Consider the following 26,676-nt stretch of genomic DNA (forward strand, 5'->3'; position numbering starts at 1 on the left):
TTGTTATCAATTACAGATGGTGAGCCGGGTAGGGCAATCGGTCGCGCCGCGGTGCCCTACATGAAAGAAAACCACACATTTGAAGGTTTGCGCGCCTGGATGTGGCGCGTCTTGTTGGCCGCTGCTTGCTGTGCGGGCGCAGTCGCGCCGCTGGTACGGGCGTCCGATGACCTGGACTTCAGCGCCGAGCAGAAAAAACAGTTTGTCGACGCGTTGCGGCGGTTCCCGCCCAAAATCCAGCCATTCATCGGGTACAAACTCACCCATCCTCAAGCGTACTGGATCGACCATCACCGTCTGATCCGGACTGCGCGCACGCTGCCGTCCGGGTGGCGTGCCGCGCCGGGCGAGCCGTCCAAGATCGTGGTGCTGGACACCGACACCGGGCAGATCGACGAATTGCCCTATCGCGGCGACCTGGAGTGCTATTCCGGCGCAAGAATGATCGTCAGGACCTATGCGCCGGGAGCCGACCGCCCCAACATGGGAGCGCCGACCCACGGCGAGGTGATCCTCGCCGGCAGGCTGGGCGAAGAATTGAAGCCGATTGAATGGCGTTCCGGCCAGGAGATCGCGCGGATCGATTGCCAGTTCGTGGCATGGGATACCCAGAACAAAACCCTGAGCTATCGCTTGTCCGAAGGGCAGGGCACGCTTGCCGTCTCGCTCAAGGGGGCCGATCCCGTCAGCGGCGTCGGCCGGACCATCTACCTCAACGACGCCGCGGGAAAACAGGTGGCGGCCGTCCCGGCCACCAGCCGCAGTAGTCCGCCCGGGCTGGCCTTCAGCTATCTGCCCTGGAGCCGCGAGTATTTCGTGCAATCTGCCTTCCCTTCCGGATTCTCGCTGCCGGCGGGCAGTGTGCTGTCGCTGCGCGGCGATTTGCGGCTGTTGTGGGCGCCGCCGGTACTGGCGAACGGCAACGGATCGGGAGCGCCATTGCTGTTGCGCGACGGTGTGTTGTGGCAGTTCCGGCCGTGGTGGAAGCGCTGGCGCCAGCAAGGCCTGTACCTGGAACGCGGTGGCCAGCTGCTGCGCGTCGAGGATGGCGAAATCGGTGACGCGGCGGTCGTTTCTCCCGATGGTTGCAAGCTGTACTACAGCCGCTCCGATGGTGATCCCTATGCGGCACGCCTGGACCGTAGCCCGGCGGCGCACGAACGATTTAGACAATTAGTCATCAATTTTTGTGAAGAGATCCAACCATGAGCACCCCACCGAGCATCACCGCCAGCCAATCCGCATGGATCGGCACCGCCGCCGCCGCCGGTCAAACCGCCTACGCCCTCAATAATGGCGGCGGTCTGTTTGTCGGCCAGGTGCTGACCTATGTCGACGATACCAGCGCCACCGGTCTGCCCGGCGCAATACCGTTGCAGCTCAGTATTCCGAATGGCTATGTGGTCCAGCGGGTGTTCAAGGATCGGGACAGTGGCACGGATGTGTTCGTTGCGGTGAACTCGGCGACGCACGATGTGTTGATCGGCTGCGCCGGCTCCAACGGTGTGCCGCATGACAAACCAGACACCGCGGCCGATCTCGGGGTGCTCGGCACCAACCAGGCGCTCCAGGTATTGAGCGACCGGAACTTCCGCGCCGATCTGGCGGACAGTATCCAGACCGCATTCAGCGACGGCAGCAATGTGACCGTAACGCTGGGCGGGCAAAGCTTGGGCGCCATCATGGCCAAACTGATCGGCGTCGGCCTGGTGACCGGCCTGAGTCCCGGGGTCGACCCGCTCGCGCCTGAAGGTTTCCCCCCTATCCCCGGGCTGTTGCCGTCGAACGTGCGCGTCTTTGGACTCAACGGTCCCGGCGACGAATACGCGCTCACGCAAGGCTACAAGCTGGATCAGCAGCAACTGGCGCAGGCCCAGCAGATAGACTCGGTGGTGGTGGTGGCGAAAAACGCCTATTCAGGCTTGACCGACATCGTGTCCCAGACCGGCGGCACCAATCTGGTTGGCAAGACCTACGTGGCGCAGATCTCATCGTCCGAGAAGACCTTGAACGATATCGGCGGACTGCACCGTTTCGAGTTCGTTTTTTCGCAATGGGTGAAGGAGAACCTGGGCGACTTCAAGGCGCTGCTGCCGGTGGACGGCGCCAGTCTGCCGCATCTCGATACCTCGACCATTTCGGCCAATATGCGCTGGATGTTTAACGAGTTGCCGATGAAGGACAATATCGTCGGCCTGTCCTGGGCCGGTTATATGGCGATGGAGTTGTCCAAGCCCGGCGAGACCGCCGGCGTCCTGTCGAGCATGCTGCGACGCATGAACATGCCCGCTGGCCTGGCCGATGTGCTGGCCGGGGCGGGGGAGCTGCTGCTGCGCGCGGTCCCCCTGCTCAATCCGCTCGGCTTCGCCAAGACCATGGTGGGATTGTTCCTGACCCAACTCGGCCTGGGGACCACCGAGACGGCCGAACCCGGCAATATCCCGCCGGTGGCGAACGGCTACACCCGGACCCAGCTCTATGGTCCGGGCAGCGTGGTCGCCACCGGCGAGACCGGACTGCGCGTCGCGCTCGACCAGCAGAACGGCGGCGCCGGCTTCATCCTGCGCTACGGCGACGGCACCAGCGTTACCTTTGTGCCTCCGACCACCGTGCTCGACGGCGTGACGCCCTACACCACCACCGGTCAAATGATCACGACCCGTCCCGACGGCAGCTATTCGGTGGTCTCGAGCGACGGTTACGGCCTGCTGCATCTGAGCGGCTCCAACGCCGTCATCGCGCTCACGCCCGACCAGTATGTCAGCCTGTACGCCGGCCTGGAATGGGACGTGCGCACCACCAATTCGGACGGCAGCGTGCGTTCCGACGTCTACACCGGCAACCACGAGGTACAGACGCTGATCCCGACCGAAGGCGCGCAGCCGACGCCGTTGGGAACCATCGACTATGCGCCGATCGCTGTGGCTGGCTCCAACCCGCTGGTGGAAAACTATCTGTCCGGCGGCGGCGCCGCGCCGCAGGCGATGAATGTGACAGTGAACGACAACGGCAAGCCGATGGTGATTTCCTACGGCGCCGGCCCCGACGGCAAGCTGATCGCCGTGAGCGCGTTCAGTTTCGACGAGCACGGCGTGGCGATCCCCGCGGCCAACGGCGCCGCAGCGCTCAGTTTCCTGAACGCGCTGCATATCCAGCCGGACCAGCTGGGCGGCAAGAGCGCGTCGGCCACCGCCAGCGGCGACAAGCTGACCGTGACCGATCTGCCCGATGGATCGAGCAAGCTCAGCTTGACCGACAGCCAGCTCGGCGGCATAGGCGTCGGCAACAAGCTGGGCGACGAGACGACCGACAAGAGCGGCAACGTGCGCTCGCTGGAACTGTACGATACGGCCGGGCTGGAAAAGCTCTTCATGGACTTCGATGCCAGCGGCCACGAGATCGACGTCGCCAACTACGCCAAGGGCTTCTTCGGCGTGGAGCAGACCGGCTTCGCGACGCTGAACGCGGCCGGCGTCACCACCAGCGCCGAGACCTTCAGCTATGGCATTGAAACCAGCATGACGCATTACAACGACGCCGGCGTCAAGACCAGCCTGGACCTGTTCAACGCCAGCGGCTCGACCACCGAAACGTTCGGCAGCACCGGCCTGGAAACCGGACTGGCCAGCTACAACACGGCCGGCGTGGAAACCGGCTATGGCGCCTACAACAGCCTGGGCCAGCAGGTCAGCCAGGCGACGCTGAACGCGGCCGGCAAGACGGTGGGCCTGGAGGAGTTCGACCCGGCCAGCCACCTCGACCTCGACATCAAGCAGTTCAACGCTAGCGGCAGTCTGCTGAGCCTGGAGGGCTTCGACGCCGCCGGCAAGGAAAAGAGCTTCGACACCTACGACGCCGCCTCCGGCCTGGAGCTGACCCACGCCACCTACGCGGTCGGCATCATGGGCCTGAAGGAAACGTCGCTGGCCACGCTGGGCGCCAACGGCGGCACCACCAGCCTGGAGTCGTTCGACCTCAGCGGCAGCGAGTCCAGCCTGGCCAAGTTCGATACGGCCGGCCATGAAACCAGCCTGGACCTGTGGAACGGCTACAAGACCAGCACCGAGACGTTCGACGCCAGCGGCCATGAGGCCGGGCTGATCAACTACAACAGCGCCGGCACGGAAACCAGCTACGGCGTGTTCAACAGCCTGGGACAGGAAAGCGCCCTGGTGGGCGTCAATCCCGCCGGCCAGATCATCAGCCAGGAAGACTTTGCGCCGGCCACCCATGTCGATGTCGACCTCAAGCTGTTCAACAACGGCACCCTGGTCAGCATCGAGGGCTACAATTCGGCCGGCGTCGAGAACTCGCTGGCCACCTACGACGCCGGCGGCCATGAGACGTCGCTGGCCACCTACGCGCCCGACAACTTCGGCAAGGTCGCGCAGACCTCGCTGACCAGTTTCGACGCCAGCGGCGCCACCACCACGTTCGAGACGCTGACGTTCGGCCAGGAGGCGAGCCTGGCGCACTTCGACGCCAGTGGCCACGAAACCAGCCTGGACGGCTTTGTGATGGGCAGCAAGGCCACCACGGAACTGTTCAGCGCGACCGGCGTCGAGGCCGGGCTGATGACCTTTGCCAACAATGTCGAGACCAGTTACGCCAGCTTCAACAGCGCGGGCCAGGAGACCCGGCTGGTCACGCTGACGCCGGGCGGCGCCGTCACCAGCCAGGAAGACTTCAACCCGGCCACCCATGTCGAAACCGATTTCGAGCTGTTCAATAGCGCCGGCGCCGAAGTGAGCTTCGAAACCTTCAACCCGGCCGGCATCGAGAATGCGCTGGCCACCTACGATCCGGTCAGCGGCAAGCTGACCTCGCTGGCCAGCTTCGTCCCCGGTTACAACAACACGGCGCAGGAAACCCAGATGGTCAGCCTGAACCCGGATGGCACCACCGTCGCGCTCGAGCTGTTCACCTTCGGACTGGAGGCGAGCGTGGCGCACTACGCCCAAGGCCAGGAAACCAGCCTGGACCTGTATGTCAGCAGCGGCTACAAGTCGGCCACCGAAACCTTCGGCGCGGGCGGCGTGGAAAACGGTCTGACCAACTACAACAGCGCCGGCCTGGAAATCGGCTACGGCAACTTCAACAGTGCCGGCCAGGAGACCAGCCTGATCGGCGTGACCCCGGGCAACCCCGGCCAGATGCTGACCGAGGAGGACTTCAATCCGGCCACCCATATCGATGTCGACCTGAAGACCTTCGGCACCGACGGCGTCATCAAGAGCCTCGAGAGTTTCAACAGCAGCGGCGTCGAAACCACGCTGGCGCAGTATGACGCCAACGGCGTCGAGACCACGCTGGCCACCTTCGCCAGCGGCTATGCCGGCCTGACCGAAACCAGCCTGGCCACGCTCAACCCGGCCGGCTATACCACCAGCCTGGAGAGCTTCGCCTACGGCGCCGAGACCAGCATGGCGCACTACAACGCGGTGGGCCAGGAAACCAGCCTCGAGCTGTTTAGCGGCGGCTACAAGAATGCGGTGGAGACCTTCAGCAGCACCGGTCTGGAAAACGGCCTGACCACCTACAACAGCGCCGGCCTGGAAACGGGCTACGGCAACTTCAACAGCGCCGGCCAGGAAACCAGCCTGATCGGGCTGAACGCGGCCGGCCAGATGGTCAGCCAGGAGGACTTCGTCGCGGGCGGCCACCTCGACCTCGATCTCAAGCTCTATACCGACGGCGTGCTGCGCAGCGTCGAGACCTACACCGGCGGCGTCGAGTCGTCGCTGGCCAGCTATGACGCCGGCGGCCACGAAACCACGCTGGCCACCTTCGCCCCTGGCAGCGGCGGCGCGGTGCAGGAAACCACGCTGCTCACCTTCGACCTGGGCGGCGGCACCAGCTCGTTTGAAACGCTGACCTTCGGGCAGGAGGCGACGCTGGCGCATTACGACGGCAACGGCCATGAAACCAGCCTGGACGGCTTCGTCATGGGCAGCAAGACCAGCACCGAAACCTTCACCACGGCCGGCGTCGAATCGGGCTACATGACCTACGCCGGCGGCATCGAGACCAGCTACGGCAACTTCAACGCGGCCGGGCAGGAAACCAGCCTCGTGGCGATCTCGGCCACCGGCCATGTCAACAGCATCGAGGACTTCAACCCGGCCACGCACGTTGAAACCGACCTGAAGACCTTCAACGCCGCCAACGTCGAGATCGGTTTGGAGGGCTTCAGCGCGGGCGTGGAAAGTTCCATGGAAACCTTCGACGGCGTCAGCGGCCGCGAGACCAGCTACGCCACCTTCGTGCCGGCCAGCTACGGGGCGCCGGTGGAAACCAGCTTGGCCAAGCTCAACAGCGCGGGCGTCACCGTCAGCCTGGAGCACTGGGACAACAACGGCGCCGAGACCAGCCTGGCCACCTACACCGACGCCGGCCAACAGATCGGCCTCGACACGGTGTACTACGGCAGCAAGACCAGCATCAGCTGGAACAGCAACGGCATCGAAACCGCGCTGGTCAACTATGACTACTCCGGCGCCGAAGTCAGCTACGGCGTGTTCAACAGCAGCGGCCAGGAAACCAGCCTGATGGGCATCAACACCGGCGGCCAGATCGTCAGCCAGGAAGACTTCAACCCGGCCACCAAAATCGAGCTCGACCTGAAGACCTTCAGCAACGGCGTGCAGACCAGCCTGGAGAGCTTCAACGCGGCCGGCAAGGAAATCTCGCTGGCCACCTTCGACACCGCCGGCCATGAAACCACGCTGGCCAGCTATGCCCCGGCCGCCGGCAACGGCGCCTCGGTCGAGATCAGCCTGGCCACGCTGAACGCGGCCGGCTACACCACCAGCCTGGAAGGCTTCAGCGGCGGCCAGGAAGCGAGCATGGCGCACTACGACGCCTTCGGTCATGAGCTGAGCCTGGACACCTATGCGGGCGCGCTCAAGACCAGCACCGAGACCTTTGGCAGCAACGGCCAGGAATCGGGCCTGATCAACTATAACTACGCCGGCCAGGAAAGCAGCTACGGCAACTTCAACGCGGCCGGCCAGCAGACCAGCCTGGTCTACGTGGACGGCGGCGGCGTCGCCACCAGCCAGATCGACTACAACCCGGCCACGCACCTGCAGACCGACCTCAAGCTCTACAACGCCGGCATCAAGGCCAGCGAAGAGGACTTCAACGGCGCCGGCCAGGAAATCTCGCTGACCACCTTCGACACCGCCGGCCATGCCACCACGCTGGCCAGCTTTACGCCCGGCAGCGGCAACGGCGCCTCGGTCGAGACCAGCCTGGCCACGCTCAACACGGCCGGCTACACCACCAGCCTGGAGAGTTTCTCGGGCGGGCTAGAAGCGAGCATGGCGCGCTTCGACGGCAGCGGCCACGAAACCAGTTTCGACCTGTATTCCGGCGGCTCCCGCAGCAGCAGCGAAACCTTTAGCGCGAGCGGGGTGGAGAGCGGCCTGACGACCTTCGACTACAGCGGCCAGACCACCAGCGTGGCCGCGTTCAACGCCGCCGGCCAGGAAACCAGCCTGAGCACCTATAACCCGGCGTCCCACCTGCTGCTCAGCGTGGCCGACTTCAATCCGTCGAGCCACGTCGAGACCGACTTGAAGACCTACAACAGCGGCGGCGTCGAAACCGGTCTGGAGCTGTTCGCCGCCAACGGTACCGAGCTCAGCATGGAGACCTTCGGCGCCAACGGGCTGGAGCTGAGCCTGGCCAGCTTCAGCGCCAACGGCAGCGGCGGCGTGATCCAGACCTCGCTGGCCAACTACAACGGCAGCGGCCAGCAGCTCAATCTGCAGTTCACCAACGGCGCCACCGTGATCGGCGAGGAAGACTTCAATCCGCTGACCCACGCCGAGATCAACCTGAGCGGCACGCTCTCGCTCAGCAACGCCACCCTGGTGGTGGCCGCCGGCAGCACCGTCACCATCAACGGCAGCGGCGACACCGTCACCGCCGGCGCCGGCGCCAACGTCACCATCGGCGGGGCCGGTACCGGCAGCGCCACCGACACCGTCATCGCCAACGCCGGCGCGACGGTGACGGTGGAAAACAATTCCCATGTCGAGGTCGACGGCAGCCACGACGTCGTGTACGCCGGCAGCGGCGTCAATATCGCCCTGTACGGCAGCAGCAACACGCTGAGCGCGAGCAGCGGCGACCAGGTGACGATCGGCGGCAACGGCCACTACGCCGCCGATATCGACCGCGTCAACGGCTCCGGCCTCAGCGTCGCGGTGAGCGACAACTCGCGGGTCGACGTGGTCGGCTCGCACGACACCGTCAACGCCGGCGTCAACGACAACTTCGGCGTCTATGGCGGCGCCGACACGGTGTCGGCGCAAGCCGGCGACGCGGTCTGGATCGGCATCTATGGCGGCCAGGCGGCCGCGCTCAACACGCTCAACGCCAGCGGCGCCTTTGTCCAGCTCAGCGACAACTCGCAGGTCACCGTCAACGGCGGCGGCGACGCCATCTCGCTCGGTTATGGCGACAGCTTGCTGGCCAACGGCGGCGGCTATGGGATCGCCGGCAACGCCAGCGGCAGCGGCGGCAACCGCATCGAGATGAAAAACACCGGCGGCGTGTTCGACAACGTCACCGCGAATGCCGACGGCCTGGCCGGCTACGCCGCCAACAGCACGGTCAGCGGCATTTTCCTCGGCGATAATTCGCAAGCCAACGTCAGCGGCAGCAACAACTACATCACCATGGGCGGCGGCGACAGCCTGGCGGCCTACGGCGGCGCCAACCACATCTTCGCCGTCCCCGGCGACCTGCTGGTGATCGGCAACACCGGCGGGGTGCGCGACGTCATCGGCGCCGCCGGCCTGACGGTGGGCGGGCGCACCGCCGACGGCCAGGGCACCGGCATCATCCTCAACGACGGCGCCTGGGCCTCGCTCAATGGCGACAACGACACGCTGACCGAAAACGGCAACAACAAGCTCAACGTGGCCGGCAGCGGCGATGTGATCAATGTCAACGGCAGCCACGACCTGAACGATATCTATGGCAGCGGCGATATCACCAATGTGTACGGCACCGAGAATGTGACCAGCAATATGGGGGTGGGCGACCAGACCCATGTCACCGGCGCGCGCGACATCACCGACAACTACGGCCAGGGCGACAGCACCACCAACGCCGGCGACCACGACCGCACCAACAACTGGGGGATCAACGAGAGCAACAGCAATCTGGGCACCAACGACGTCTGCGTCAACGAATATGCGTCCGACACCAACAACAACAACGGCATCGGCAGCAACTTCACGATACCGGACAATATGTCGGGCACCATCTGGCAGTCGTACCAGGATGCGGTGCCGTCGATCGGCGCGCCCGACTTCTTTGGCGAGGGCATCCTCGACAACATCAGCCAGTTCCTCGGCAGCGCCTGGGCCGGGCTGGCCGGCAGCCCGGCCGCGGCGGCGGCCGCGGCCGGTCGCGACCTGGCGGCCATCGCCGCCGGCCAGTGGAACGCCGACAACCAGCTCGGCGCCACCACCGCGTTGAGCGAGCTGGCGCAAGTGTCGTCGCTGGCGGCGACGACGGGCGCGCCGGTGTTCAGCGGCCTGCGCTGGAACACGCCGGTGCTCAGCTGGAGCCTGGCCAGCGCCGGCGGCGCGTTCAACGGCGCTCTGGACGACTCGGCCGAGGCTGCCGCACGGCAGGCCTTCGCCAGCTGGGGCGCGGCGTCGGGGCTGCGGTTCCAGCAAGTGGCGGACTCGGCGTCCTCGGACATCCGCATCGGCGCCGGCCGCTTCGACACCGCCGACACCGGCCTGGTCGGCAGCACCACGGCGCGCAGCGACGGCGGCCTGCTGCAGGCCGGCACCACCATCGCGGTCGAGGACAGCGCACAGCTGGCGCTGCTGGCCGGCGCCGACGGCGAGCCGACCTACGCCGGCACCGAGGTCACGCTGGAGCAGGTGCTGCTGCATGAAATCGGCCACGCGCTGGGCCTGGCCGACAACGCCGACCCGGCCTCGATCGAGTCGTACGCGCTCAACAGCGGCAACCGCACGCTGGCCGCCAGCGACGTGGCGGCGATCCGCGCGCTGTATGCCCCGCTGGCGTCGGACCCGGCGCTGCTGCTGCAGGCGATGGCGGCGCTGGCGCCGGCCGCCGCCGCGCAGACCGGCGTGGCCGCCGCCAACGATGTGCTGGTGCGGCCGCTGCTGAGCGCCAGCCACGCCGTGGCCGCCTAGGCGCGCACCCGGCGCATGGCCTGGCTCGCCAGGCCATGTGCTTGGCTTGCAGGGCCAATATTGATATTTTCTTAATTGCCGGGGATCTCATATGATTTCCGTCTGAAAAGATCACCAGCCGGCCCGCCGTCGATCGGGCCGCAGTCACACGAACGGAAACAGCAATGGCAGTCAGTACAGCAAGCGCAGCGCAGCCAGCGGCCATCGACACCGGCCTGGCCTGTCTGCTGATGATGGCGGGCCTGCACGGCATGGCCGCCGACGCCGCCGCCCTGCAGCATGAATTCGGCCTGGGGGCGCCGCTCGAAGGCAGCGCGCTGCTGCTGGCCGCCCGCAGCCTGGGCTTGCGCGCCAGGCTGCTGCGCCAGGATCCGCGCCGGCTGGCGCAGGCGCCGCTGCCGGCCATCGCGCGCGACCAGGAGGGCCGCTACTTCATCCTGGCCAAGCACCAGGCCGGCACTGCCGACGCCGGCGAGGGCGCCGCGCCGGAGCGGGTGCTGATCCAGCGTCCCGGCGAAGCGCCGCAGCTGCTGGCCACGGCCACGCTGCTGCAATGGTGGACGGGCGAGCTGGTGTTCTGCGCCAGCCAGGCCGGCGGCGCCGGCGAACTGGCCCGCTTCGACTTCAGCTGGTTCATCCCGGCCGTGGTCAAATACCGCCGGCTGCTGGCCGAGGTGCTGCTGATCTCGCTGGTGCTGCAGCTGATCGGCCTGGCCACGCCGCTGTTCTTCCAGGTGGTGATGGACAAGGTGCTGGTCAACCACGCGATGAAGACGCTCAACGTGATCGCCATCGGCCTGGTCTGCGCCACCGTGTTCGAGGCGCTGCTGACGGCGATCCGCAGCTATGTGTTCGCCCAGACCAGCAGCAAGATCGACGTCGAGCTGGGCGCGCGCCTGTTCCGCCACCTGCTCAACCTGCCGCTGGCCTACTTCCAGGCGCGCCGCGTGGGCGATTCGGTGGCGCGCATCCGTGAACTGGAAAACATCCGCTCCTTCCTGACCGGCAACGCCATGACGCTGGTGCTGGACTTGCTGTTCTCGGTGGTGTTCATCGGCGTGATGCTGTGCTACAGCGCCGCGCTGACCGCCATCGTGCTGGTGTCGATCCCGCTGTACCTGCTGCTGTCGCTGCTGCTGACGCCGGTGCTGCGGGCGCGCCTGAACGACAAGTTCAACCGCAGCGCCGAGAACCAGTCCTTCCTGGTCGAGACCATCGGCGGCATCGACACCGTCAAGGCGCTGGCGGTCGAGCCGCGCTGGCAGCAGAAATGGGAGCGCCAGCTGGCCGGCTATGTCGCCGCCGGCCTGGGCGCGAGCAATATCGCCACCGTGGCCAGCGGCGGGGTCAACCTGATCAGCAAGCTGGTGACGGCCGCCATCATGTGGGTCGGCGCCGGCCTGGTCATCGACGGCCGCCTCAGCGTAGGCGAGCTGGTGGCCTTCAATATGCTGGCCGGGCAGGTGGCCGCGCCCATCCTGCGGCTGGCCCAGCTGTGGAACGATTTCCAGCAGGTCGGCATTTCGATGAGCCGGCTCGGCGACATCCTCAACGCCCGCACCGAGGTGGCGGGCCAGAAGAGCCGCCTGCCGCGGCTGGCCGGCGCCATCGAGTTCGACCAGGTGTCGTTCCGCTACCGGCCCGACGCGGCCGACGTGATCCGCCAGCTGAGCCTGAAGATCCGGCCGGGCGAAGTGATCGGCATCGTCGGCCGTTCGGGCTCGGGCAAGAGCACGCTGACCAAGCTGGTGCAGCGGCTCTACGTGCCCGACCGCGGCCGCGTGCTGGTCGACGGCCACGACCTGGCCATCGTCGACACCGCCTCGCTGCGGCACCAGATCGGTGTGGTGTTGCAGGAGAATACGCTGTTCATGCGCAGCATCCGCGACAACATCGCCCTGGGCAATCCGGCGCTGCCGCTGGAGACGGTGATCGCGGCGGCCCGCCTGGCCGGCGCCCACGAATTCATCTGCGAGCTGGCGGAAGGCTACGACACGCTGGTCGGCGAACACGGCACCGGCCTGTCGGGCGGCCAGCGCCAGCGCATCGCCATCGCCCGCGCGCTGATCGGCAACCCGCGGGTGCTGATCTTCGACGAAGCCACCAGCGCGCTCGACTACGAGTCGGAGCGCATCATCCAGGACAATATGCGCGCCATCTGCCAGGGGCGCACGGTGCTGGTGATCGCGCACCGGCTGTCGGCGGTGCGCGAGGCCGACCGCATCCTGGTGATGGAGCGCGGCCAGATCGCCGAGAGCGGCAGCCACGCGGCGCTGCTGCAAAATCCGCACGGCATCTACAGCCATCTGCACCGCCTGCAGGCCGGCGGCGCCGCCGCGCCGGCGGGCGCGGCGCGGGAGGTCGCGTGAGCGGCGGCCAGCGCTGGCGCGCGGCCGCCGCGCTGCTGGGGCGCTACCGCCGCGTGTGGGCCGACAGCTGGCGCCGCCGAGCCGAACTGGACGGCATGTCGCTGCGGCCGCAGGAAGCGGCCTTCCTGCCGGCGGCGCTGGCGCTGCAGGAGCGGCCGGTCTCGTCCACCGCGCGCCTGACGGCGCTGTTGCTGGCGTCGTTGGTCGCGCTGGTGCTGCTGTGGTCGGTGTTGGGCAAGGTCGACATCATCGTCAACGCCAACGGCAAGATCATACCCAGCCAGCGCGTCAAGACCATCGCCTCGGTCGATGTGGCCAGCGTGCGCGCGCTGCATGTGGTCGAGGGCCAGCAAGTGAAGGCGGGGCAGTTGCTGGTCGAGCTGGACGCGAGCGCCAGCGACGCCGAGCACGACAAGGCGGCCAGCCAGCAGGACGCCGGCGCGCTGCAGGCGGCGCGGGCGCGCGCGCTGATCGCCGCGATCGACCAGGGCCGCGCGCCGCAATGGCCGCCGGCCGCCGGCGCGGCGCCGGCGCAATGGCGGGCCGAGCAATTGCACCTGGCCGGCCAGTACCTCGATTACCAGGCCAGGCTGGCGCGCATCGACGGCGAGATCGCCCGCTGCCGCCAGGACTTGCCGCTGGCCACCCGGCGCGCCGAGGACTACCGGGCCTTGCTGGCGCAGCACGACGTGGCGGCCCACGCCTGGCTGGAAAAGGAGCAGGCCAGGATCGACCTGGCCGGCCAGCTGGCCGACGCGCTGCACCAGCGCGCCGCGCTGCAGGCCGAGACCCGCCGCGCCGCCTACGACCAGTTGAGCGAAGGCGTCAGGATGGAGGACGCGGCGCGCCAGGACGGGCTGCGGGCGGGCGCCCACAGCCGGCTGCTGCGGCTGGTGGCGCCGGTCGACGGCACGGTCCAGCAGCTGAACCTGCATACGGTGGGCGGCGTGGTGCCGGCCGCGCAGCCGCTGATGGAAATCGTCCCGGCGGCGCAGGCGCTGGAGGTGGAAGCCATGCTCGACAACCGCGATGTCGGCTTCGTCCAGCCCGGCCAGCATGCCGAGGTCAAGGTGGAAGCCTTCGAGTACACCAAGTTCGGCACCGTCGGCGCCAGCGTCATCCAGGTGTCGCGCGACGCCATCGCCGACGACAAGCGCGGCTTGCTGTATGCGGTCAAGGTCATGCTGCAGCGGTCCAGCATCGCGGGCGAACGCGGCGCCATGCCGCTGTCGCCCGGCATGGCGGTGTCGGTCGAGGTCAAGACCGGCGAGCGGCGCGTCATCGAGTACGTGCTGGCGCCGCTGCTGCAGCACCGGCACGAGGCCTTGCATGAGCGCTAAGCGCGGCTCGATAGTGCTGTGGCTGGCGGCGCTGCCGGCCGCAGCCGCCCCGCCGCAGGCCGGGCCGGGCGGCTGGGCCGCCGCGCTCAGCGCGCCGCTGGCCGATCCGTTGCGCACGCGGCCGCCGGTGCTGGAGCGCGGCGCCGTGCTGCCGGGCGACAGCGCGCCGCTGGCGCCGGCCGCGCCGCCGGCCGCCGGCCCGGCCGGCGCGCTGGCGCTGGTGGACGCGGTCGATCTGGCCTTGTCCAACAAGGCGCAGCTGCGCTCCGCCTGGGCCGGCATCAAGGCCCAGGCCGCCGCGCTGGGCGAGGCCCGCGCCGCCTATCTGCCGACGTTGTCGGCCACCGCCAGCCGGCTCGACACCCGCACCGCCTACGAGGCGGCGGGCGCGCCGTCGAGTCGCAGCGCGGCGCACACCGTGTACGCCGCGCTGAGCTGGCGGCTGTTCGATTTCGGCACCCGCGCCGCCAACCGCCAGAGCGCCAACCAGCTGCTGGCGGCGGCGCTGGCCCAGCACGAGGCGGCGCTGCAGCAGACGCTGGCGGCCACCGTGCAAGCGTATTTCGACGTGCAGAGCAGCCGCGCCGCGTGGCAGGCGAAAGAGCAGGGCGTGGCGCTGGCGCGCCAGACGCTGGCCAGCGCCCAGCGGCGCGAGGCGCGCGGCGCGGCGCCGCTGGGCGACACCTTGCAGGCGGCCACCGTGCTGGCGCGCACCACGCTCGAGCGCAACCGCTGCTGGGGCAATTACCGCAAGGCGGTGGCGGTGCTGGCCTACGCCATCGGCGCGCCCGCCGACAGCGAGCTGACGCTGGCCGAGGAGCAGGATGACGGCGCCGGCGCCGGCGCGGCGCCGGACGGCCGCAGCCTGGACGCCTGGATGCGCCAGGCGCGCGCCGGCCACCCGGCGATCGCGGCGGCGCGCGCCAGCTGGCAGGCGGCGCAGAGCCGGGTCGACGCCACCGTGGCCGAGGGCTTGCCGACGCTGGACCTGTCGGCCAATTATTACCGCAACGGCTATCCGGGCCAGGCGCCGTCCGCGCTGGGCAGTCACGTCAACACGGTGGGCCTGGTGCTCAGCTTCCCGCTGTTCGATGGCTATGCCCACAGTTACAAGGTGCGCGGCGCCCAGGCCCAGGCCGAGCAGCGCGCGGCCGAACTCGACGACGTCGAGCACCAGGTCTTGATGGAAGTGGTCAAAGTCCATGCCGACAGTGCCGCCGCGCTGAACAACCTGCAGGCCTCGCAGGACTTGCTGGCGGCGGCGCAGCAGGCCCTGGCCAGCGCCCAGCGCCGCTACGAGCGCGGCGCGGCCGACATGCTGGAGGTGCTCAGCGGCCAGAACGCGCTGGCCGACGCCATGCAGGAACGCGTGCGCTGCCTGGCCGAATGGCGCTCGGCGCGACTGCGGCTGCTGGCCGACGGCGGCGTGCTGGGCCGTACCGGGCTGGCGGCGATCGCCGGCGGAGCGGGACGATGAGCGCGGCCACGGCGGCGCCGGCCGCCGCCGCCGCGCCCGGCGAGCGGCCGGCGGCGCTGGTGCGGCTGGCGCAGTTGCGCGCGCAGGGCGAGGACCGGGGCGCGCTGGAATTGTGCGCGCAGTTGCTGGCGCAGCAGCCCGGGCTGGCCGGCGCCTGGTTCGAGCAGGCGCTGCTGCTCGACAAGCTCAAACGCCATGAGGAGGCGCTGGCCAGCTATGAGCGGGTGATCGTCCTGCGGCCGGCGTTCGTGCCGGCGCACCTGAACCGCGGCAATGTCCTCAACGCGCTGCAGCGTCCGCAGCAGGCGCTGGAGAGCTACCAGCGGGCGCTGGCGCTCAAGCCGGACGCCTTGCCGGTGCTGGTCAACCTGGGCGCCACGCTGCAAAAGCTGGGCCGCCACGACGCCGCGCTGGCCTGCTACGAGCGGGCGCTGCAGTTGCGGCCCGACCATGTCGACGCGCTGTCGAACCGCGGCAACGTCCAGTTCATGCTGCAGCGGCATGCGCAGGCGCTGGACAGCTATGCCTACGCGCAGGCGCTCAACCCGCTGCATGTGGGCGCCAATTTCAATGAAAGCCTGTGCCAGCTACTGCTGGGAAATCTGGAGCTGGGCTGGCGCAAATACGAATGGCGCTGGCATACCCGGCAGCTGGGGCATGGCCGGCGCCAGTTCGCGCAGCCGCTGTGGCTGGGCCGCGGCTGCCTGCGCGGCAAGACCATCCTGCTGCATGCGGAACAGGGCTACGGCGACACCATCCAGTTCTGCCGCTATGTCGGCTGGGTGGCCAGCCTGGGGGCGACGGTGCTGCTGGAAGTGCAGGCGCCGTTGCGCGGCCTGATGGCGCAGCTGCCCGGCGTCAGCGGCCTGTATGTGCGGGGCCAGGCCTTGCCGGCCTTCGACTGCCATTGCCCACTGATGAGCCTGCCATTGGCCCATCGCACCGGCCTGGCCAGCATCCCGGCGGCGCCGGCCTATCTGCGGCCGGACGTAGCGCAGCTGGCGCGCTGGGCGCAGCGCCTGGGCCCGCGGCGGGCGCCGCGCATTGGCCTGGTGTGTTCGGGCAGCAGCGGCCATGTGGACGACCACAACCGCTCGATTCCCCTGGCGCAGATGGCGCAGGCGCTGGCCGGCCACGGCGACTTGCTGTGCGTGCAAAAAGAATTGCGTCCGGCCGACGCGGCCCGGCTGGCCGCGCGCGGCGAAGTGCAATTTTTCGGCCCGCAGCTGGGCGACTTTGGCGACACGGCGGCCTTGCTGGCGCTGCTCGACATCGTGGTGACTGTCGATACGGCGGTCGCCCATCTGGCGGCGGCGTTGGGCAAACCGGTGTGGATATTGCTGCCGTTCGCGCCGGACTGGCGTTGGCTGCTGGGGCGCGCCGACAGTCCCTGGTATCCGTCGGTGCGGCTGTTCCGCCAGCCCGCCGCCGGCGACTGGGCCGGGGCGCTGGCGCAGGTGGCGCAGGCGCTGCCGGCGCAGCTGGCCGCGCCGGACGCCGGCGTTCAGTGATGGAAGGCCAACGTGATCGAAGTGCCCGTCAAATCGATGCCCTTGAGCGAGATGCTGCCGAAGCTGGCGCCCTCGGTGCCCTTGACGCGGATGTTGTTGAAGTTGAGCTCGCCGATCGACGATGGCAGGCTCAAGGTCAATGAGCCGTCCTTGTTGATGGTCGCGGTGGCCTTGCTCGGATCGTAGACCACGTTCTTCATGCTGGTGTCGGCCTCCAGGAAACCCAGCACCGGATTGAGCAGCTTGGCCATGTCGCCCACCACTTCCAGCCCGTTGTGCTTGGCCTGCTTGACCACTTGCAGCACCTCGTCGCTGAGGCCCTGGGCCGAGGTGTCGCCCAGTTCCTCTTCGCTCAAGGCTTGCAGGCCCGGCCGCTCCTTGATCTGCAGGCCGCGCTGGTCCTTGCTCAGCAGCACCGGCGTGCCCACCGCCAGCGACGGCAGCGCTTGCGCGGCGTAGGTTTCCATCGGCGCCAGCAGGGAGGTGGCGATGGCCGCCGCCATCCGCAGGCGGCGCTGTTTGCGCAGCGCTTCTTCGATGTGCTGCTGGGTGATCAGGTTCAGCTCGGCGAAGATGTCACCCAGCCGCTGGCCGGTGGTGCGTTGCAGCGCGATCGCGTTGGCCAGTTGTTCTTCGGTAATCAGCTTCTGCTTGACCAGCAGCTGACCGAGCATCGACTTGCTTTGATTATTCGACAACCATCCCATAGCCCCGTCTCCTTTTTTTGTTGTTATGCCGATTTGCGCGGCGTGGTGGCGCGCATGGCCTCGGGCTCGGGGCCCGGTTGATGCGCCATGTGCACGATGTCCGACGGCGCCATGCCGAACCAGCGCTTGCAGGCCCGGTAGAACGCGCTCGGTTCCGAAAAACCCAGCTGGAAGCTGAGCATCTTCAGCGACAGTTCGCCGCAACTGAGCGACTGCCGCGCCAGCTCGCGCCGGGTGTCGTCGACCAGGTTGGTGAAGCTGGTGCCCTCCTCGGACAAGCGGCGCTGCAGGGTGCGCTCGCTCATCATCAGCTGGGCGGCGACGTCGTCGCGGTGCGGCGGGCCTTTCGGCAGCAGGCTGGCCAGCAGGCCCTGCACCTTGGCGCTGAAGGTCGGCGGCTCGGCGCGCGCCAGGGTGGCCAGCACCCGTTCGCCGCTGCCCGGCACCAGCGGCGGATTGGACGGCAGCGCCATCACCAGGTCGGTGTCGGAAAACTCCATGACGTTGTGCGGCATCGAGAACTTGACCGGGCAGCCGAACGTCTCTGCATACACGTGGGCGTTGGCCGGTTCCGGGAAGGTGTATTCGACCACCACCGGGGCGATGTCGTCGCGGCCGGCGGCGCAGCGCAGCGAACGCAGCAGCACGCACCAGACGAAGTCGTAGCGTTGCTGCGGCACGTCGCGGCGCGCGCCGGGCAGCAGCAGGCCGACCCGGGTGTGGCCGTGGCAGCGCTCGATCGAACTTTGCACCGTCGGCGACACCAGCATGATGTGGCCCATCACGCCCAGCCAGCCGAGCCGGTGCGGCGAGGAGATCTTCAGGCCGATCAGCGGATCTCCGGATTTTTCCACCACCAGTTCCCACAGGTGGCTCAGTTTGTCGGACAGCGTGAGGGCGTCGCAGGCCAGGCCGTCCCCTTCGTCCAGTCCGGCTTGCGCGAACAGCGCTTCCGCTTCCACGCCGGAATGGGTCAGGCGCGATTTGACGCCGCGCACCAGATGCAGGGCGGAGGAGTACGTCATGGCGTGACCGCGGTGCGCAGGCGCAGGCCGATTTTTTCCTTCAGGCCTTGCAGTTTCGGGTCGATCACGGCGCGGGTGTCGGCGGCCACGCCTTCGCCCAGGGTCTTTTGCATTTCCGGCAGCATCGCTTCGAACTTCTTCTTGACCGGCGACTCGAGGATGGCGATCAGCTGCTTGAGCTCTTCCTCGGTGTAGCGCTCGGCCAACAGCGGGGCGATGGTGGTCGGGATCAGCTTGTCGGCGCTGCCCTTGGTGATCGGCGTGGCCTCGGCCATGAACTGCTTGGCCTCGCCGACGATGTCGTTCATGGCGGCGTCGCGCTTGTCGGGCGCGGCGCGGCCCTGCAGCATGGCGCGCGCCTGTTGCACCGCGTCGGCCACCGGCGCCTGCAGCATCTGCTGGCCGATGTTGTCCGGGTTCCACAGCTTCAGCACCTTGTCGATCAGCGCCTGCTTGGCCGGCGGCACCGGGGCGGTGCCGGCCGCATAGGCGCCGGCGCAGGCCGAGGCCAGCGCCAGCAGCATCAGGCCGCGCTTGCAATGGGTAGTGATGGGTGTCGTCATATTGTGCTCCTCAAAAAATCAGAAACGCTTGTTGATCTCAAAACCAAAATAGCGCACGTGGATGTCGCCCTTGACGTTCTGGCCGGCATAGGGGTTGTAGATGATGTTCAGGAAGTTGCTGCAGTTCAGATTGCAGTCGGTGTTGGCCGGCACCTCGAACTTGCCGCTCAGGTAGGAGCCGGTGACGCTGACTTCCATGTTCTTGCTGATCTTGTAGCTCAGGCCGGCGCTCAGCAGCTTGGTGTTGGGCAGCGGCGCCAGCAAGTCGATCTTGTCGTTCGGGATAGAGGTCTTGCGCGGCTCGAAGCCGAAGCGCAGCGCCAGCTTCTCGATCGGGAACAGCTGCAGGCCGTAGGCCAGGTTGATCACGCTCTTGTAGCCGCGCGGGATCACCAGCTTGGTCGAATCCGGAATGCCGTACAAGCGCGCCACCTCCAGCAGCTTGACGCTCTGGTCGAACTGGAAGCGCAGCGCGTCCCATTCGCTCCAGCGGGCGTAGCTGGCGTCGACGTTGAGCTGGGCGTAGCGGATGGGCTTGAGCTTGATCCCCAGCTGCAGGTGCGAAGGGAAGGGGATGATGGCGCTCATATTGCCCTTCTGCGTGGCCGGGATCGAGGTCGGGAAGCCCAGCACGGCGCCGGCGATCGGCCCCAGCAGCGAGGCGTTCATGCCGCGCACGAAGTTGCGCAACATCGGCTCGGTGTCGAACTGGTAGTTGCCGGTGTAGTGGGTCTTGGAGCCGCCCTGGTAGACCGCGCCCAGCGCCAGCCACGGCCGCGGTTCCCACAGCACGCCGAGGTTGATGGTGGGGTCGAACGGGGCGGTCAGTTCCAGCCGCATATTGGCGGCCTTCTTGAACGGGCTGACCATGCCGTCCTTGCCGCCGCCGCACACGCCGAAGCCGAGCACGTCGATGATGTTGCCGCCGTTTTCGGGGCACCAGCCCTTTTGCAGCTGGCCGAACACGCCCAGCAGCTCGTTGGGGAAGCGCATATTGGTGTCGACCACGAAGGCGGCGTGGGCGATCGGGATGGCGACGCCGAAGCGCAGCGTGTCGGAAAACTTGTAGCCGACCGAGGGCGACAGATAGACCAGGCGCTGGATCTGTTCCTGCCGGCCCTGGTACTGGCCGGGGTCGTTGGGATCGGTGGTGCGGTCCAGGCTCATCGCCTGCGACATATAGCTGTCGGTGGCGAAGGTCCACGGCGAGCCGGCCTTGTTCCAGTACATGCCGATGCCGGGCACGGCCACCGCCGGCAGGCGCCAGCCGGGCATGCCGTAGCCGGGCACGTACATCACCTGGCGCACCGGGCCGGTGCGGGTGTTGGAGATCGGGTCGTCCTTCCAGCCGCCGATGTCGAAGTTCGGCCCCGGCGTGAAGCTGGCCGCGGTGCGGATCGAGGCCACGAAGTTGTGGATGCTCTCGCCGTCGCCGGTCAGCCGCGCCAGGCCGGCGGGGTTGAAGTGGATCGAGGCGACGCCGGGCGGGTCGGCGGTGACGGCGTTGCCGAGCGACATGGCGACCACGCTGGTGGTCAGGTTCTCGGTCAGCGCGGCCTGCGCCGACAGCGGGCACAGCGCCGCGCACAGGGCCGCGGCCGCGGCGGCGGTGGCGCGGCGGCGCGCGTGGACGGGACTGGACGGGCTCATGGATCGCTACGCCGTCAGAAGTTGAGCGGGATGTTCATGCTCACCGTCATGTTCGGCGAGTCCGGCGTCAGGCCGATGCCGACCGACATATTGACCGTGGTCTTGGGCGAGATGCGGTAGCCCAGGCCCATGTTCAGGATGCTGGAAGTCTGCATATGGGTCTTGGCTTCCAGGCCGTCGGCAAAGCGCAGCTTGGAGCCGGCCGAGATCGCTTCCTGGAAGGAGATCGTGGTGGAAATGCCGTACGACAGCGCATACGCGAAGCCCATGCCGAAGCCGAGCGTGCCGCCCGGCGCCACGCGGGTCAGGATGCGGCTGCCGTTGACCTGCCACAGGTGCTTGGCCGGCAGGCTGGCGGTGTAGTTCAGCGAGCCGAACAAGGCGACCGGGTCGACGATCTTGTTGACGCTCAGGCCGGCCGTGAGGGCGCCGACGCCGCTGCCGGTGGCCTCGCCGCTGCCGGAGATGATCTTGAACGGGCTGCGGCCGGTCGGCAGGCGCACGTTGCTGGTCACGGTCAGGTTGGGGGTGTCGCGGTGCGCCTCGAACGGCTGCCAGCGCGCGCCCAGCAGCAGGTCGCCCAGCGAGTTGGAGACGCCGTTGGACAGGTTGTTGTCCGAGTAGCGCGAGATGAAGGGCAGGGTGACGTTGCCGGTGACGTTGTCGAGCAGGCCGTAGTCGGCCGAGAAGGTGTTGGTGACGCTGTGCGAGCTGGTGTTCTCGATGTTGAACAGGGTGGTGCTGCCGTTGGCCAGGTCGGTGACGATGCGTTCCTCGCCGACGTAGGCGTAGGTCAGGTCGTAGGTGACCGACAGCTGGTTGCGGCGGATCATCGAGTACTGCTTGTCGACGGCGGTCAGGGTTTGCTTGAGCAGCGCGCTCTGGTCGCCTTCGCCTTCCTTCTTGGCCAGGGCGTCGCGGGCGGCGTCGGCGCTGGCCGGGGCGGCGGCCGGGGTGCTGGCCGCCGGCGGTGTCTGTTGCGCCACAGCGGGCAGCGCCAGCAGGGTGGCGGCAATGGCTGCGGCGATAGGCAGGGTACGGAAAATCATCTTGGTCATCCTTGAAGAGTAGTGGCGCTGCTGAGGGTTAATTGCGATGCATCCAGGTGCCGGCGGCGCCTGAGTTGACGGCGCGCAGCAACTGCTGGGCCGAGTTGGACAGGCCGTCCTGCCGGCCCTTGCCGGTGACGCGGTCCATGTCGGCCACGCCCAGTTCCTGGTCGGTCAGCGCCAACTGCGCCACCGGTGCTTGATCTTTGGCCGGGGAGATGATGAACAGGGTGTTCTTGTCCCACCAGCGGGCGAACTCCTCGACCGAGAACACGATGTTGCCGGCCGACGGGTCGGCGATGAAGACCACGCCGTCGCGGATGCCGCGCAGCACCACGAAGTGCTTGGAGCCGGCGTAGTCGATCGGCACGATGGCCGGTTCGGTGAGCGTCATCAAGTCCTTGATCTCGGCCTTGAAGCCGGCGCCGGCCATGCCCAGCGAGCCGACGTAGCGCTTCATGTCGAGCAGCGAAAAGCCGCGCCGTTCGATGATTTTTTCCTTCTCGCCCTTGTCGAGCATGCCTTCCATGGCCTGCTGCTCGTTGACCATCACGCCCAGGTGGTAGTTGAGGATGGTGACCAGCGCGGCCGAGCCGCAGCTGAAGTCGAAGGCCTGGCGCACGATGTGCTTGTACTTGAGTTCGGAGAACGGCTCCATCGTCACCGATTGCACGTAGGCGCCGCCGCCGAGCCGGGCTTGCGGCATCTCGTACTGGCCCTTGGGGCGGTCCAGCGGCTCGTGGCGCGACATGACGCCGGCGCCGCCGATGACGGCGGCGATCACGGTCAACAGGATCATCAGCATGGCGTCAGCCCTCGCGCGCGGCGCGCGCCATGCGCGGGAGCGTGCCCCTACGCGCGCGGTAAAAATGCTGGCGGCACTGGCGGAAAAAACTGCGGGCGTAGGCTGCGCCCAGAGGCGTCGGGCGCCCCGCTGTTGGGTTCATCTTGTCTCCAGTATTTGTAATTAGAACGGTCGTGCTTTATTAAGGCGACAACACGTCTTTCTTTTCTAGTAATTAATTAACGCATGGTTTGGCAAAACCGAGCATCTGTTTTTTTAGAGCTGTGACTCTAGATATTTTTGGTCGAACTTATGCTACTGGCCGGCTCGCCAGGCGCAACTATTTGACAACAAGCGTGCAACAACGACCACACTCCCGTCCTCACTCTGCATGGCTCCCTAGGCCAAGTCGTTGGCTTTGCAAGTCAGCGCGACATGCTGGACCGGCGTCGTGAGCGACTCCTATGATGGACTCAATTAATAGTCAAATATTAAGATTTTCACGGTACCAGGCAGTGCGCCGCAGCTCCTACCCGGAGCTTGGGGACGGCCTGCAGGACGTGAACGCGGACAAAAAATTTCAATCACAACCCGGAGATAAAAAATGCAAATCGTTAAAACCGCAATCGCAGCAGCCCTGGCAACCCTGGCTTTCTCGGCATCGGCCATGACCCCGATCCAGGACGCAGAACTGAGCACCGTCAGCGGCCAGGACGGCGTGTCGATCGCTGCCAATCTGAACATCAAGATTGACTCCTTCGTCTACACCGACACCGATGCGCTCGACGCCAACGGCCTGGGTGGCGGTTCGGTCAGCTTCAACGGCATCAAAGTTAACGGCCTGATCGCCGCTAACATCGACATCCTGTCGAAAAACTCCTTCCTGCAGGCTGCTGGCGCCGCCGGCGTGACCAACCCAGGCACCTTCTACACCGCCAGCAACGGCGACGTCGTGCAGATCGCCATCCCAGCGAGCGTGGTTGCTGACGGCCACTACCTGAACGTGTCGGTCGACGCGATCAAGATGGGCAACAGCAATGCATCGTTCGGTTCGGTGGCGATGAACCAGATCGACATGCGCGGCACCACCGTCTGGATCTTCGCGCACTAATCCAGCCTTGTCCGCGCTGGCTCGCAGGGTCTGTAGCTTGGCCTGAAAAGTCAGCGCGGCAAGCTGGACGCTTGCAACAGCGTAGCCCTAAGATGGTTACGCAGCATTGAAAAAAACACAAATACCTAGACCAAAACCTCACGGAGACAGCACATGCAATTCATCAAAACCGCAGTAGCAGCAGCCCTGGCAACCCTGGCCTTCTCGGCATCGGCCATGACCCCGATCCAGGACGCAGAACTGAGCACCGTTAGCGGCCAGGACGGCGTGTCGATCGCTGCCAACCTGAACATCAAAATCGCATCCTTCACCTACACCGACACCGACGCGCTGGACGCGAACGGCCTGGGTGGCGGTTCGGTCAGCTTCAACGGCATCAAAGTTAACGGTCTGATCGCCGCTAACATCGACATCCTGTCGAAAAACTCCTTCCTGCAGGCCGCTGGCGCCGCCGGCGTGACCAACCCAGGCAGCTTCTACACCGCCAGCAACGGCGACGTCGTGCAGATCGCCATCCCAGCGAGCGTGGTTGCTGACGGCCACTACCTGAACGTGTCGGTCGACGCGATCAAGATGGGCAACAGCAATGCATCGTTCGGTTCGGTGGCGATGAACCAGATCGACATGCGCGGCACCACCGTCTGGATCTTCGCTCACTAATCAGTCGAGCAACGGCGGCCGCGCCCGCGGCTGCCGTTCCCACATCATGAGCCCCCTCTATTTCCTGCGTTCGCTGTGGCTGTGCGCGGCCTTGGCCTGCTGCACGCTGACGGCGTCGGCGCAAATGCAAGCGCTGAGCGAAGAAGAACTGTCCAACACGCGCGGACAGGGCCTGGTCGCGCTGAGCAACACCAGCCTGGGCGGCTTCGATTTCAGCAAGGTCGCGCTGGACGCCGACATCACGCTGAGCGCCAACCTGCGCAATATGCGCCTGGGCGAATACACTTACGCCGCCCGCAACGGCACCGGCGCCGACCTCGATATCGGCCTGCTGCAGTTCGGCCGCAGCGATGGCACCGAGGCGCAGCGCCTGGTCCACATCAGCAATCCCTATTTTGAATTCGTCTACAAGAACGCGGCCGACGGCGCCTCGCGCGAGGCGGTCGGCATGCGCTTCGGTTTTGAAGGCATCAGCGGCGATATCGGCCTGAAGATCAACAGCCTGTCGGGCTCGATGAAGGTCAGCGGCCTGGCGGCCGACGGCAGCGCGGTGACGCTCGATAGCCACACCGATGCGCTGGGCGGCAAGCGCTGGGACGGCGGCTGCACCGCGCCTTGTTTGTCGCTGGCGCAGCTGGGCGGCGTGACGGCCGGCGATGCCGCCGGACCGAGCCGCGATTTCTGGATCTCCGTGTTGAAGACCGGCGTGCAATTCCCCAGCGCCGCCGGGGTGCCGGCGTCCGATGCGGCGCAGGCCGGCATCTGGCTGAACTGGCGCGACAAGCTGCAAGCGCTCAACACCAGCGGCCTGGTGCCGCCGAATCTGCCGAAGGGCCGCTGATGAGGGCCGCGCGCGCTTGCTGGCTGGTGCTGCTGGCCGCCGTGTGCGCGCCGGCGCCGGCGATGGAGCCCTTGACCGATGCGGCGCTGTCGACGGTGCGCGGGCGCGACGGCGTCAGCTTCGACTTGAACGGCTTCGCCATGAGCGGCGACGCGCGCGTGACCTACACCACGCCGATCGGTTCCAGCCTGTACGTGGAAAAATTCAGCGCCGCGCGCAGCGACAATCCGCTGCCGTTTTCCGATCCCTACAAACTCGACATCGTGGCCGGCGCGCCCGGCCTGGCCGATGTGATCAACATCGCCTTTCCCCTGAACACCAACGCCGACCAGCGCTGGCAGGCCACCTACGATTGGGGCGTGACGGCCGACGGCGTCACGCGCGAGCAGGGCAGCGTGGTGGTCAAGGACCTGGTGTTTTCCGGCGGCGGCTTGCAGTTCTCCACGCCGCAGGTCAACGACGGCGTGGCCTTCGGCGCCGCGCTGCGCATGGATATCGGCCAGCTGTCGTTCCAGCCGCGCGGCCGCAGCGACGCCACCGAGGCGATGGTGCTGAGCGGCGTGCACATCGGCGGCGTCGACGGCAACGGCGTGTTCAACAACACGCCGTGGATGCTGGCCAATGTGGCGTCGCAGCCGGCGGTGATCAACGCGCTGACCGACGAGACCGGGCCACGCCTGCACATCGGCATCGACTGGCCGGATGCGCGCTACGGCAGCGGCGTGGCGCCGGCCGGCGGCATCGTGGTCGACAATATTTCCTTCGTCAGCCCGGGGCAGGCGACGGTGGACCTGGGATCGTCGCGCATCGGCTCGATCCAGATCCAGTACCTCGACATAAAGTTCAAGCACTGATGGCGCGCGCACTGTGCTTATCGCTGCTGTTGGCGGCCGGCGTGGCGCAGGGCGGGCCGTTGCAGGCGCTCGACGACCACGAGTTGTCGCAGGTCAGCGGCCAGGACGGCATCAGCTTCGCGGCGCACATCTCGCTCAACGATCCGACCCTGGTGGGGGCGGTCAGCGACAGCCGGCTGTCGCTGGGCTTCAATGGCGACGGGCAGAACCGCTACATCGTGTTCAAGAATGTGCGCGGCATGGTGGACATGTTCGCCGTCAGCCTGGGCGTGCAGACGCGCTCCGACGGCGGCGGCGACTACATCGCCGTCGGCTTGCCGGGCTATGTACGCTACACCAACTTCGGCTTCGAATCGCTGAGCGTGCAGACGGATCCGAACGCGCCGGTCACCGGCAACCTGGGCAGCCTCAACATCAACGGCACGGTTTCGCTACAAGGCCAGGTCCGTCTCTGGTCGCATTAAACCTGGGGTCAAGTCCTGAACCTTCCCCTCAAATTTTGAAGATAGCGATTAACGATCTCAGCTCGCCAAGAGCGATGGTGA

At 67.1% G+C, this 26,676-nt stretch carries 17 protein-coding genes; 11 read left to right on the forward strand and 6 right to left on the reverse strand.

Going from position 1 to position 26,676, the window contains the following annotated elements:
- Positions 1-60 precede the first annotated feature (60 nt).
- From AC07OK_RS16385 to AC07OK_RS16410, 6 genes are all read left to right on the forward strand, one after another.
- Positions 61-1,209 carry a hypothetical protein gene (locus tag AC07OK_RS16385; protein WP_494691312.1) on the forward strand — a complete coding sequence of 383 codons (1,149 nt, stop codon included), beginning with the start codon at positions 61-63 and terminating at the stop codon, positions 1,207-1,209.
- Positions 1,206-10,190, forward strand: coding sequence for a beta strand repeat-containing protein (locus AC07OK_RS16390; protein WP_494691313.1), 8,985 nt, complete (start codon positions 1,206-1,208; stop codon positions 10,188-10,190). Before AC07OK_RS16385 ends, AC07OK_RS16390 begins: the two co-directional genes overlap by 4 nt.
- 164 nt (positions 10,191-10,354) lie before the next feature.
- Entirely contained in the window at positions 10,355-12,559 is a 2,205-nt protein-coding gene (locus tag AC07OK_RS16395; protein WP_494691314.1) for a type I secretion system permease/ATPase, read from the forward strand.
- Positions 12,556-13,899 carry an HlyD family type I secretion periplasmic adaptor subunit gene (locus AC07OK_RS16400; RefSeq protein WP_494691315.1) on the forward strand — a complete coding sequence of 448 codons (1,344 nt, stop codon included), beginning with the start codon at positions 12,556-12,558 and terminating at the stop codon, positions 13,897-13,899. Before AC07OK_RS16395 ends, AC07OK_RS16400 begins: the two co-directional genes overlap by 4 nt.
- The gene (locus AC07OK_RS16405; protein ID WP_494691316.1) at positions 13,889-15,376 is read left to right on the forward strand and encodes a TolC family protein; all 1,488 of its coding nucleotides are present in this window, start codon (positions 13,889-13,891) and stop codon (positions 15,374-15,376) included. Before AC07OK_RS16400 ends, AC07OK_RS16405 begins: the two co-directional genes overlap by 11 nt.
- Positions 15,373-16,887 (forward strand): glycosyltransferase family 9 protein, encoded by a 1,515-nt coding sequence (locus tag AC07OK_RS16410; protein WP_494691317.1) that lies wholly within the window; start codon positions 15,373-15,375, stop codon positions 16,885-16,887. The genes AC07OK_RS16405 and AC07OK_RS16410 overlap by 4 nt, the downstream gene beginning before the upstream one ends.
- Here the strand turns inward: AC07OK_RS16410 and AC07OK_RS16415 are convergent.
- Genes AC07OK_RS16415 through AC07OK_RS16440 form a run of 6 tightly spaced genes read right to left on the reverse strand, consistent with a single transcriptional unit; the run spans position 16,881 to position 22,686 of the window.
- Positions 16,881-17,594, reverse strand: coding sequence for a cyclic di-GMP-binding domain-containing protein, MshE-related (locus AC07OK_RS16415; protein WP_494691318.1), 714 nt, complete (start codon positions 17,592-17,594; stop codon positions 16,881-16,883). The genes AC07OK_RS16410 and AC07OK_RS16415 overlap by 7 nt on opposite strands.
- A 23-nt stretch (positions 17,595-17,617) precedes the next feature.
- Positions 17,618-18,619, reverse strand: a complete 1,002-nt coding sequence (locus tag AC07OK_RS16420; protein ID WP_494691319.1) for an AraC family transcriptional regulator — start codon at positions 18,617-18,619, stop codon at positions 17,618-17,620.
- On the reverse strand, positions 18,616-19,182 hold the full coding sequence (locus AC07OK_RS16425) for a DUF2059 domain-containing protein (protein ID WP_494691320.1): 567 nt from the start codon (positions 19,180-19,182) through the stop codon (positions 18,616-18,618). The genes AC07OK_RS16420 and AC07OK_RS16425 overlap by 4 nt, the downstream gene beginning before the upstream one ends.
- An 18-nt stretch (positions 19,183-19,200) precedes the next feature.
- Positions 19,201-20,832 carry an OmpP1/FadL family transporter gene (locus AC07OK_RS16430; RefSeq protein ID WP_494691321.1) on the reverse strand — a complete coding sequence of 544 codons (1,632 nt, stop codon included), beginning with the start codon at positions 20,830-20,832 and terminating at the stop codon, positions 19,201-19,203.
- A gap of 14 nt (positions 20,833-20,846) precedes the next feature.
- A complete protein-coding gene (locus AC07OK_RS16435) occupies positions 20,847-21,881 on the reverse strand; it encodes a transporter (RefSeq protein WP_494691322.1) in 1,035 nt (344 codons plus the stop codon).
- 37 nt (positions 21,882-21,918) lie between these two features.
- Positions 21,919-22,686, reverse strand: a complete 768-nt coding sequence (locus AC07OK_RS16440; RefSeq protein ID WP_494691323.1) for a C39 family peptidase — start codon at positions 22,684-22,686, stop codon at positions 21,919-21,921.
- A 583-nt stretch (positions 22,687-23,269) separates the two neighbouring features.
- On the opposite strand from AC07OK_RS16440, the gene AC07OK_RS16445 reads away from it, so the two are divergent.
- The 5 genes from AC07OK_RS16445 (at position 23,270) to AC07OK_RS16465 (ending at position 26,595) form a co-directional block, all read left to right on the forward strand.
- Positions 23,270-23,776, forward strand: a complete 507-nt coding sequence (locus AC07OK_RS16445; protein ID WP_494691324.1) for a DUF6160 family protein — start codon at positions 23,270-23,272, stop codon at positions 23,774-23,776.
- A gap of 153 nt (positions 23,777-23,929) precedes the next feature.
- Entirely contained in the window at positions 23,930-24,436 is a 507-nt protein-coding gene (locus AC07OK_RS16450) for a DUF6160 family protein (RefSeq protein WP_494691325.1), read from the forward strand.
- A gap of 46 nt (positions 24,437-24,482) precedes the next feature.
- Complete coding sequence (locus AC07OK_RS16455; RefSeq protein ID WP_494691326.1) at positions 24,483-25,277, forward strand: hypothetical protein; 795 nt, start codon at positions 24,483-24,485, stop codon at positions 25,275-25,277.
- Positions 25,277-26,131, forward strand: coding sequence for a hypothetical protein (locus AC07OK_RS16460; protein ID WP_494691327.1), 855 nt, complete (start codon positions 25,277-25,279; stop codon positions 26,129-26,131). Before AC07OK_RS16455 ends, AC07OK_RS16460 begins: the two co-directional genes overlap by 1 nt.
- Entirely contained in the window at positions 26,131-26,595 is a 465-nt protein-coding gene (locus AC07OK_RS16465) for a DUF6160 family protein (protein ID WP_494691328.1), read from the forward strand. The genes AC07OK_RS16460 and AC07OK_RS16465 overlap by 1 nt, the downstream gene beginning before the upstream one ends.
- The last annotated feature ends 81 nt before the right edge of the window (positions 26,596-26,676 follow it).

This window comes from Duganella sp. GW821-FHT07G03 (assembly GCF_059418605.1).

Excerpts from the sequence above, each read along its gene's own strand:
- AC07OK_RS16410 (WP_494691317.1), top strand. The coding sequence starts at position 15,373 with ATGAGCGCGGCCACGGCGGCGCCGGCCGCCGCCGCCGCGCCCGGCGAG.
- AC07OK_RS16415 (WP_494691318.1), bottom strand. The coding sequence starts at position 17,594 with ATGGGATGGTTGTCGAATAATCAAAGCAAGTCGATGCTCGGTCAGCTG.
- AC07OK_RS16425 (WP_494691320.1), bottom strand. The coding sequence starts at position 19,182 with ATGACGACACCCATCACTACCCATTGCAAGCGCGGCCTGATGCTGCTG.
- AC07OK_RS16385 (WP_494691312.1), top strand. The coding sequence starts at position 61 with ATGAAAGAAAACCACACATTTGAAGGTTTGCGCGCCTGGATGTGGCGC.
- AC07OK_RS16435 (WP_494691322.1), bottom strand. The coding sequence starts at position 21,881 with ATGATTTTCCGTACCCTGCCTATCGCCGCAGCCATTGCCGCCACCCTG.
- AC07OK_RS16420 (WP_494691319.1), bottom strand. The coding sequence starts at position 18,619 with ATGACGTACTCCTCCGCCCTGCATCTGGTGCGCGGCGTCAAATCGCGC.
- AC07OK_RS16430 (WP_494691321.1), bottom strand. The coding sequence starts at position 20,832 with ATGAGCCCGTCCAGTCCCGTCCACGCGCGCCGCCGCGCCACCGCCGCC.
- AC07OK_RS16440 (WP_494691323.1), bottom strand. The coding sequence starts at position 22,686 with ATGCTGATGATCCTGTTGACCGTGATCGCCGCCGTCATCGGCGGCGCC.
- AC07OK_RS16465 (WP_494691328.1), top strand. The coding sequence starts at position 26,131 with ATGGCGCGCGCACTGTGCTTATCGCTGCTGTTGGCGGCCGGCGTGGCG.
- AC07OK_RS16395 (WP_494691314.1), top strand. The coding sequence starts at position 10,355 with ATGGCAGTCAGTACAGCAAGCGCAGCGCAGCCAGCGGCCATCGACACC.
- AC07OK_RS16445 (WP_494691324.1), top strand. The coding sequence starts at position 23,270 with ATGCAAATCGTTAAAACCGCAATCGCAGCAGCCCTGGCAACCCTGGCT.
- AC07OK_RS16405 (WP_494691316.1), top strand. The coding sequence starts at position 13,889 with ATGAGCGCTAAGCGCGGCTCGATAGTGCTGTGGCTGGCGGCGCTGCCG.
- AC07OK_RS16390 (WP_494691313.1), top strand. The coding sequence starts at position 1,206 with ATGAGCACCCCACCGAGCATCACCGCCAGCCAATCCGCATGGATCGGC.
- AC07OK_RS16460 (WP_494691327.1), top strand. The coding sequence starts at position 25,277 with ATGAGGGCCGCGCGCGCTTGCTGGCTGGTGCTGCTGGCCGCCGTGTGC.
- AC07OK_RS16455 (WP_494691326.1), top strand. The coding sequence starts at position 24,483 with ATGAGCCCCCTCTATTTCCTGCGTTCGCTGTGGCTGTGCGCGGCCTTG.
- AC07OK_RS16450 (WP_494691325.1), top strand. The coding sequence starts at position 23,930 with ATGCAATTCATCAAAACCGCAGTAGCAGCAGCCCTGGCAACCCTGGCC.